Source organism: Escherichia sp. WS33, from assembly GCF_046486385.1.
Taxonomy (GTDB): Bacteria; Pseudomonadota; Gammaproteobacteria; order Enterobacterales; family Enterobacteriaceae; genus ECMA0423.
Window position 1 is genome coordinate 1 of record NZ_JBJQLJ010000059.1, and the last position, 6,247, is coordinate 6,247.

The 6,247-nt window shown below is 54.0% G+C and carries 3 protein-coding genes; all 3 read right to left on the reverse strand.

Going from position 1 to position 6,247, the window contains the following annotated elements:
* Positions 1–1,969 (reverse strand): prophage tail fiber N-terminal domain-containing protein (locus ACJHXA_RS23370; protein WP_283512375.1); only part of this gene is annotated, 1,969 nt, incomplete at its 3' end.
* Between the two features lie 64 nt (positions 1,970–2,033).
* A complete protein-coding gene (locus ACJHXA_RS23375; protein ID WP_172614077.1) occupies positions 2,034–2,633 on the reverse strand; it encodes an Ail/Lom family outer membrane beta-barrel protein in 600 nt (199 codons plus the stop codon).
* 70 nt (positions 2,634–2,703) lie between these two features.
* Positions 2,704–6,117, reverse strand: coding sequence for a host specificity protein J (locus ACJHXA_RS23380; RefSeq protein ID WP_283512376.1), 3,414 nt, complete (start codon positions 6,115–6,117; stop codon positions 2,704–2,706).
* Positions 6,118–6,247 lie beyond the last annotated feature (130 nt).

A 6,247-nucleotide genomic window follows, 5' to 3' on the forward strand; every position in this document is an offset into this window, starting at 1 on the left:
CAATTGCGTTACTAACGCTTCCGGCATCATCATAATCGCGTTTCTGAATAAACCAGTCGCCAGCATTAGCAATGAGAGTATAAGTAGGCGTGTTAGCCGGGCGATCTGTTTCATTAAATCTTATTGCCGGGTTAGCACTATTTATTTGTAAAGGTTTTTCGACCGTTGATTTCAGTATCGCACTATCTACAATTAAATTACCTTCTGAGTTAAGGTCTAGATATTTTGTAGCACCAGTTGAACCACCGTATGTAAACCTTATTGTTAATCGACCTTGCTCATTTGGAAAAGTCTGAACATACATATCAGCGGCAAGGCGCACAGTGTTGTCATTTGCTAACAGCCTCGTATGGAGCATTCCGCCAGTAGTGTATGCGCCAGTAGAATCACTATATCTATCAAGAAATAGACTGTTAAGTTGAGGGCTATTATCCCTGCCTAATCCAAGATTAGTTCTGGCACCATCAATAGTTGCCGCACCAGTACCACCATGAGAAACATCAAGCGGTATCCATTTTTTTTGTGTGTCGCTGTAACACCCCCATGTTGATCCGGTTAAACCCAGGCGCATGGATTTATCATGGTTATATAACCATGTTTCGCTATTCCATTGGTCAAGACGGTCCACTTCATTTTTGCGAGCGTGGCGTGTCCATTGCGGGCCTGTTGTCGGATTCCAGCGATAAGTATAAAGCGAGCGCGTAGCCCATCCCTGAAAAACACCTGTATACGCTGGTGTTCCATCTACCTGACTAATAAACCCCGTAAGACTGCTTTCACCGGATGCAATCGATGGAAAGCCTTTTGCATTACTCATAATGCGCATAAATCCGATATACCCTGATGGGTTGCCGGAAATATCAGGACAATCACGCGGTGATGCCCCGAGGCCGATGCTGGTGCCTACAATCCCTTGCGCCTGGTTGCGATAATTAAGTGCGTCCGCTGCCGATTTCGCCGCGTTTGTTTCACTGGATTTAGCATTAGTTTCGCTGGCTTTAGCGTTGGTTTCGCTGCTCTTTGCTGCTGCCTCGCTATTTTTCGCGTTGGTTTCTGATTTTTTGGCTGCTGTCGCGGAGTTTGCTGATGCAGTTTGTGAGTCTGCTGCCGCCTGTGCGCTGTTATCTGCATTCGTCTCAGACGTTTTTGCGGCCTTCGCGGAATTTCCTGCCGCCGTTGCCGAGGAAGCTGCACTACTGGCACTTGATGATGCGTTCGTTTCTGATGATTTCGCTGCCTCTTTTGAGGCCGACGCATCCCGGGCTGAGGTGGCAGCTTCTGACGCCTTTGTGGTCGCTGCGGATGCAGAAGTGGCTGCAGATTTTTGTGACGCTGCCGCATTCGTTTCTGACGTTTTCGCGGCACTGGCACTGGTAGCTGCCGCGCTTTTTGAGGACTCTGCAGCAGCAGCACTTTTCGATGCTTCACTGGCCTTTGTTGATGCCGTTCCTGCGCTGGAAGACGCTGACTGAGCCGACGACGCGGCCTGTCCGGCTGACGTGCTGGCTGCGCGTGCTGAGCCTGCAGCATCAGTCGCATGGGTTGCCGCCTCACGGGCTGATGTGCTGGCATCACTGGCTGACTTCTTCGCGGCTGCCGTGTTCTGTGCCACCACGGACGCGTTACGCGCCACCTCTTCCACCATCAGTTCAAAACGGCGCAGAGCCTCCGGACGGGCATCATCCTCCGTCATGGCACCGAGAAAATCATTCAGCGTACCCGGTTGTGAGTCTTCATACACGGTGATGATCCCGGCATGCGATGGCGGGAAGCCTTCCACCAACAGAATAACGCTGTACTGACCGTACTCAACGTCCATGCTGTAACGCCCGGCTTCATCCGGATTTTCAGATGCCACCGTGTTCACCACCACCGTGGTGCTGTTACGTTTTGCTTTCAGCTGGATTGTGCAGTTCTGTACCGGTTTACCTGCACCGTCTTTCAGTACACCTGAAATTTTTACTGCCATATTCACCCCACAAAAAAGCCCGCCTGAACCGGCGGGCTGTCATAACACTGTGTTACCTGGCTAATCAGAATTTATAACCGACACCCACGATGAAACCGTCAGTGCGCCAGTCGCCACTGCCGGAGCCTTCATAAGCAATATCAATGGCCACGGATTCGGTCGGGTTAAACTGCACGCCAGCCCCCCACGCCAGAGACGTGTTGCTGCGGCGACCGTCATCACTTCCGGTCAGCACTTCGTGCGTTTTCCCCTTGTTGTCAGTTACGCGGAGATAATCCCCGGAGAAAGTCGAAATACGGCTGTAAGCCACACCCGCCATCGCATACGCGCTGAACCATTCATTCACGCGCACAGACGGCCCCGCCATCACGCTGAACCAGCGGTTACGCACGGAATCTTCATGCCAGCGGGTATCGCTGTAATGAGTCAGCTGGCGATTCTTGTCTTCTGCATAGCTGAATGACGTCACCATCCCCAGCGTGTCCGTAAACTCATAACGGTATTTCACGTTAATCCCGTTAAGATCATCGCTGCCGGGAACGTTCGCCGAGGCATGAAGATACCCCGCGCTCAGCGTGGACTGATGTTCAGACGCCCATGCAGGCGCACCGGATACGACCAGACAGATGGCTGCGGACAAAATGGCTGCACAAACTTTACGCATAATTACCTCTCGCTTTTCTGCAATAAAAAAGGCGTCATTCCTGACGCCCTTTATTGGGGTTATAACAATTTCAACGAATACTGATGCCGGAAGCAGCCTTTTTGGTCACAATCACCGTACAGTCGGTGATATTGCCTGCCCCCTGATTGCCTTTCTGGAAAATCTTAAACTCCAGAGTGACGCTTCCCCTGCCACTCGGCATATCAATAACCGCACTGTAACTACCGGGAATGGCCCCTTTAGTTTCTCTGGATGCGATTAATACGCCGTTTTTGCGAACTTCAAAACCATACCCCGTGTACCTTGTACCTCCCGGGTTATCACCACTTCCCGGATCGTCATACGCTATACCGTTAAAGATAATGGGCGGAATAATGATTTGACGGTCAAAGTTATGATCATCGCTGATGGTGACTGTAACCGTCCCGTCTGGTGTTTCCGTGTTACCCCACGTACCAGCCTTTTTCGGGAATGATTTGGATACTGTTTTAACAAAATCACCTCTGACCTGATTCGCCTCCAGCATGCCCTTAATCGTACAGTTTTCATTTATCGTGACGTTGTTGAGCGTCCCGGAGTTCGCATTCACACTGCCACTGATATCCGCATTTTTAGCGGTCAGCTTTCCGTCCGGTGTCAGGGAAAATACCGGTGGATTTCCACCACTGGTAATGGTGGGGGCCGTCAGGCGTTTCAGGAACACGTCGTTCATGAATATCTGGTTGCCCTGCGCCACAAACATCGGCGTTTCATTCCCGTTTGCCGGGTCAATAAACGCGATACGATTGGCGGCAACCAGAAACTGGCTCAGTTTGCCTTCCTCCGTGTCCTCCATGCTGAGGCCAAGTCCCGCGACATAATGTTTGCCGTCTTTGGTCTGCTCAATTTTGACGCCCCACATGGCATTCCACTTATCGTTGGCGTCCTTCCACTCTTTCGAAAACTCATCCAGTTTGCTGGCGTTATCCTCCGTCAGGTCGACTTTTTCCAGCAGCTCCTTGCCGAGATGGGATTCGGTTATCTGCCCTTTGAAAAAATCCAGGTAACCTTCCGCATCATCGCTCGCCCGACCGACGGCCTCCACAAATGCCGATTTGCCTACGGTGTTCACACTGCGGATATAAAAGTAATAATCATGGCCCGGTTTGATATTGATACTGGCGGCTATCCAGTACAGCGCCGTACCAAGATAGCGGGCTGTGGTTTCAACCTGCCTGATATCCGCAATCCGCTTTTCCGAGAACCAGAACTCAAACTGTACCGTCGGATCATAAACCGCAAGATGCGGCGTGGCGGTTATCTGAAAATAGCCCGGCGTCAGCTCAATCCGCGACGGCGCTGCCGGGGCGGCAATCCGGAACGATACCGATGCCGGATCGCCCTGCTGTCCCCACGCATTTACCGCCCGGACTGTCAGCGTGTAACGCCCCAGCGCCAGCTGCCTGAAGCGATATGTGGTTTCCGTCGTCCGGGCCGTACTGACCAGCCGCTCACTGCCGTCATCCGCTGTTACGGTCAGACGGAGCAGGAAGTTCACGCCCTTCACCACCTTCGGCGTGTCCCAGCGCGCCAGCACCTGATATTCCCCGCTGTCTGCGGTGACTTCGGCGGTCAGGTGCTGCACCGCTGGCGGCGTGACACCATTTACCGTGCCGCTCTGGTCGCCGTCAAAGTGCGCCCCGTTATCCACGATGACCTCTTTTTCCGGCACATGCTGCACGGCGGTGATGGCATACGTGCCGTCGTCGTTCTCACGGATACTCACGCAGCGGAACAGTCGCTGGCGCAGCCTCGGCAGCTTCAGCCCCCATACGCTGTATTCAGCAACACCGTCAGGAACACGGCTCACTTTCACCTTCACGCCGTCGGTGACGGACTGAACCTCCACGCTGACCGGATTGCCACTTCCGTCAACCAGGCTTATCAGCGTGGTACCGGAGAATGGCAGCGTGATTTCACGGTCGAGCGTCAGCGTCCGGGTCAGGCTGTTCACCGCCAGCACACGACCACCGGTGCTGATACCGGCATAGTCATCATCACAGATTTCAATAACATCGCCCGGTACATGGCGAAGCCCTTCTGCGCCGACGCTGAAATCCACGGTCTGCGTTTCCAGCAGCTCCGTTTTAATCAGCCACAGCCCGGCGCGGTGTGCCTGCCCCCGGCTGGTACAGCCAAAGGCATCCATCTTCGTGACATTACGACCATAACGGGCAATGGCCTGCGTATCTTCAACAAGCTCTGTCGCCGTCTCCCAGCCGTTGTTCGGGTCAATCCAGTTCACCTCAACGGCATTATGGCGGTCCTTCAGGGCGCTGAAACTGTAGCGGAACGGCGCGCCATCATCCGGCATCACCACATTACTGCGGTTATAGGTCCACACCTTATCCGACGGCCGGTCCTGCACGAACGTCAGCGTCTGCCCGTTCCATACCGGCATACAGCGCATCGCCGAGCAGAAATCACTGAGCACATCCCACGCCTTACGCTGTGTGGTCAGCCAGGCATTACAGGTGATGCGCGGCTCCGTGCCGCCAAAGCCGTCCGGCACCGACTGGTCGCAATTCTGGCCGATGACATACAGCGCCCATTTATCCACATCCGCCGCACCAAGACGTTTCCCCATGCCGTAGCGTGGATGGGTCAGCATATCCCACAGACACCAGGCCATGTTGTTGCTGTATGCCGGTTTAAACGTTCCGTCCCAGATACCGCTGTATTGCCGCGTCTGCGGGTTATAATTCGACGGCACCTGCAGAATGCGCCCGCGAAGATGATAATTACGGCTCACCTGCTGGCTGCCGAACTGCTCCGAATCCACCTGCACGCCGACCAGTGCCGTGTTCGGGTAGCACTGTTTCACATCGATGATTTCGGTGTATGACGACCAGAGCGTTTTGTTCTGCAGCTGGTCTGTGGTGCTGTCCGGTGTCATCCTGCGCATCCGGATATTGAACGGGCGCGGAGGCAGGTTATCCACCACCACCGAGGCCAGATACTGCGAGGTGGTTTTGCCCTTAATGGTGATGTCTTTTTCCGTCACCCAGCCACCGTTACGCTGTATCTGAACCAGCAGGCGAACTTCCGACGGATTCCTGTCTCCCTTTGAGGTGGTTTCCACCAGTGCCTGCACACCGAAGGTAAAGCGCAGACGGTCGATATTTGCAGACGTGATGGTCCGGGTGATCGGCGTGTCGTATTTCACTTCCGTACCCAGTACCGTCTCGGAACCTGATGATTCAAAACCCTCCGGCGGTGTCTGCTCCTGCTCACCTGCCCGGAATACCACCGTGACACCGGCGATGTTGGTATTCCCTTCACTGTCCAGCACCGGCGTACTGTTCAGCAGCACGCTTTTTAATCCATCCACCGGACCTTCAATCGGCCCTTCGCTGATGGCATCGATCACACTCAGTAACTGCGTGGATTTCAGGTTGTCCTTCGCTTCGCGCAGGGTATGCCCCTTACTGCTGCCTTTACCCATTCCTCACGCTCCATAAACGACAAAACCGCCCGCAGGCGGTTTCACATAAAACATTTTGCATCAGCGGCCAATCACCACAACCTGACCACCATCCCCTTCGTCTGCCGTGCTGATCTCCTGAGAAACCACC

What these genes read in the sequence shown, in the direction of transcription:
- ACJHXA_RS23375 (WP_172614077.1), bottom strand. Translation starts at nt 2,633, where the DNA reads ATGCGTAAAGTTTGTGCAGCCATTTTGTCCGCAGCCATCTGTCTGGTC.
- ACJHXA_RS23380 (WP_283512376.1), bottom strand. Translation starts at nt 6,117, where the DNA reads ATGGGTAAAGGCAGCAGTAAGGGGCATACCCTGCGCGAAGCGAAGGAC.